The following is a 2,816-nucleotide window of genomic DNA, read 5'->3' as shown; positions in this document are numbered from 1 at the left end:
GTTTAGCTAAGGGAACACCGTGATTATCACCTGGAGCAAAGATGACACCGGCATCAGGATGGCATAAAGTGGTTACTGTGCCTTAATACCAACTCTTCCATAAGCTTAATTCTTAGACAGGCTGCTAGGATCATTACTGTTTCCAAAGCCACGGCCAAGGATATTTGTGACTTGGTACCTGGTATCGCAACAAAGGTGAGGGTAATTTATGAGTTTCCTGGTGAATTTTTCAGCGTACGTCCAAAAGCTGCGGATATCGAGGCTTTTAAACGCGAGAAGAGGTTAAGCCAGTATATCCTTTACGTGGGAAATAGGAAACCCCATAAAAATTTAGGACGGCTTTTGCAGGCTTTTGCGCGTCTGAAACCGAGTTGTCCTGAACTCCAATTGGTCATTGTGGGGAAAGTTTTCGATCAACATGATGAATTAGCCTCAATGATCCGCAGCTTGCGTCTGCAGGGAGTCAAGGAGATAAAAGAATGCAACGATGAAGAGTTGCGACTTCTTTATTATGGGGCGCGAGCACTTGTCCTACCGTCTCTTTACGAAGGCTTTGGCCTTCCTCCGCTGGAGGCCATGGCCTGCGGTACGCCGGTGGTCGTGTCAAATACGGCATCTTTGCCTGAGGTCGTCGGTGACGCAGGAGTTTACGTTAATCCTTATGATGTTGATGATATTGCCCAGGGCATTTACCGGGTGTTGACTGACCAGGAATTACGATGCCAACTGCGGGAAAAAGGTTTGGCCCGGGCTAAGCTTTTCACCTGGAAAAGAAGCGCCAGGGAAACCTTAAAAGTTTTCGAAGAAGTTCTGGAGGAAAAGGGGAATAGCAGAAAATGAACCTCGCTCTCGTTCATGACTGGGTGATCACCAGCGGCGGCGCCGAGCGCTGCCTGGAGGTATTTCACGAGCTCTGGCCGGAGGCGCCGCTATACACGCTGGTTTATCAAGAGGAGAGCGTGCGGCGGCTGGGCCTTGAGCCGGGCCAAGTGCATGCATCATTCCTGCAGCGTTTCCCCAGGGCGCAAAAGTGGTACCGCAGATACCTGCCCCTTTACCCGCTGGCCATAGAGCAGTTTGACCTTTCGGGGTATGACGTGATCCTCTCCAGCAGTCACGCGGCGGCCAAGGGGGTGGTGGTGCGCTCCGACCAACTCCACATCTGCTACTGCCATACGCCGGTGCGCTACGCCTGGGATCTCACCCACCGTTACCTTAAGGAAAACGACCTGGAGAGGGGCTTGAAGTCGTTTCTCGCGAGATCTATCCTGCATTACATACGCCTTTGGGATACGCTGACGGCCAACCGGGTTGACTATTTTATTGCCAACTCCCGCTATACTGCCCGGCGCATCTGGCGGGCCTACCGGCGGGAGGCCGAGGTTATTCACCCGCCTGTAGATGTGGAGCGTTTCCGGGTAAATGAGAAGAAAGACAATTTCTTTCTCTTTGTCTCCAGGCTGGTGCCGTACAAAAAAGCGGACCTGGTGGTGGCGGCATTTACCAGGCTGGGCCTGCCCCTTGTAGTTGCAGGCGACGGCCCGCAGTTTGAGGAGTGCCGGAGGCTGGCGGGGAAGAACGTAGAATTTCTTGGGTACCAGGACGATGCCACCGTGGCGGACCTGATGTCCCGGGCGCGGGCGTTGGTATTTGCGGCGGAGGAGGATTTTGGCATTGTGCCCGTAGAGGCCCAAGCCTGCGGTACGCCGGTTATCGCTTTTGGTAAGGGCGGGGTGGAGGATACGGTAATTCCTGTGACCGGGGATAACTGGGAGTCGGCCACCGGGCTTTTCTTTTATGAACAGAGCGTGGAGGTGCTGGAAGCCGCGGTAAGGCAGTTTCTGGCCTGGGAAGGCCGTTTCCGGTCGGAAGTGCTGCGCCGCAACGCGGATCGTTTCGGGCGGGAGAGATTTAAAAAAGAGATAGCATTGTTTGTTGATGAGAAGCGTCGGCAGTTTTTAGCGGGACTCAGAAGTTAAAAGGTGCGATTTTAGTTCCTTCGCCGGGCGGCTTTGCCAAGGACAAGAGCCATTACATACTATGACCATAGAGAGAGCCTTGCGTTAAAAGGGGCTAATGTTGTTTTACGAAGGACCTCCTGGATCAAATTGAGAGAACTCTCGACGCCAATCTTTACCTGCTCGCTCTCTTAGGCGTTTAACTTTTGCCCGGGAGAAGTGGGAAGGATTTCAGAAGGGAGGCAAGCAAAGATAAATGAAAGCCCTCGTTTTATCCGGCGGCCGGGGAACGCGCCTGCGGCCCCTTACCTACACCACGGCCAAGCAACTCATCCCGGTTGCCAACAAGCCCATCATCTTTTACGTGCTGGAGCAGATCGCGGCGGCGGGGATAGATGATGTGGGGGTAATCATTTCACCGGAAACGGGCGAGAACGTGAAAGACGCCGTAGGGGACGGCTCCCGCTGGGGAATAAAGATCACCTACATACTGCAGGACACTCCCGCCGGGCTGGCCCACGCCGTGAAGACGGCCCGGGAGTTCCTGGGGGAGTCGCCCTTTTTGATGTTTCTGGGGGATAACCTCATCCAGGGCGGCGTTAAGGACTTCGTGCAGGACTTTGCCGCCGGTGAAGCCGGTGCCTTCATCCTGCTCAAAAAGGTGAAAGATCCCCGGGCTTTTGGCGTGGCCGTTCTGGACGGCCAAAACCGTGTTATTCAACTGATTGAAAAGCCGAAAGAGCCGCCCAGCGAGCTGGCCCTGGTGGGCGTGTATCTCTTCAGGCCGACGATACATAAGGCTGTTGAACGTATCAAACCCTCCTGGCGGGGGGAGCTGGAGATCACCGATGCCATCCA

At 54.4% G+C, this 2,816-nt stretch carries 3 protein-coding genes; all 3 read left to right on the top strand.

What is annotated here, in order from left to right; genetic code table 11:
- Positions 1-195 precede the first annotated feature (195 nt).
- On the top strand, positions 196-840 hold the full coding sequence (locus ACPLUI_RS13485; RefSeq protein ID WP_424660769.1) for a glycosyltransferase family 4 protein: 645 nt from the start codon (positions 196-198) through the stop codon (positions 838-840).
- Positions 837-1,979, top strand: a complete 1,143-nt coding sequence (locus tag ACPLUI_RS13480) for a glycosyltransferase family 4 protein (protein ID WP_424660768.1) — start codon at positions 837-839, stop codon at positions 1,977-1,979. The genes ACPLUI_RS13485 and ACPLUI_RS13480 overlap by 4 nt, the downstream gene beginning before the upstream one ends.
- Positions 1,980-2,214: 235 nt before the next feature.
- A partial coding sequence (locus ACPLUI_RS13475) for a sugar phosphate nucleotidyltransferase (protein WP_424660767.1) occupies positions 2,215-2,816 on the top strand: 602 nt, incomplete at its 3' end.

The organism is Desulfofundulus sp. (assembly GCF_049701015.1).
GTDB lineage: Bacteria > Bacillota > Desulfotomaculia > Desulfotomaculales > Desulfovirgulaceae > Desulfofundulus.
Note: the sequence above shows the minus strand (reverse complement) of the source record. Positions and strands in the feature narration are given on the sequence as shown.

Coding starts and splice junctions, on each gene's coding strand:
- ACPLUI_RS13480 (WP_424660768.1), top strand. CDS start 837: ATGAACCTCGCTCTCGTTCATGACTGGGTGATCACCAGCGGCGGCGCC.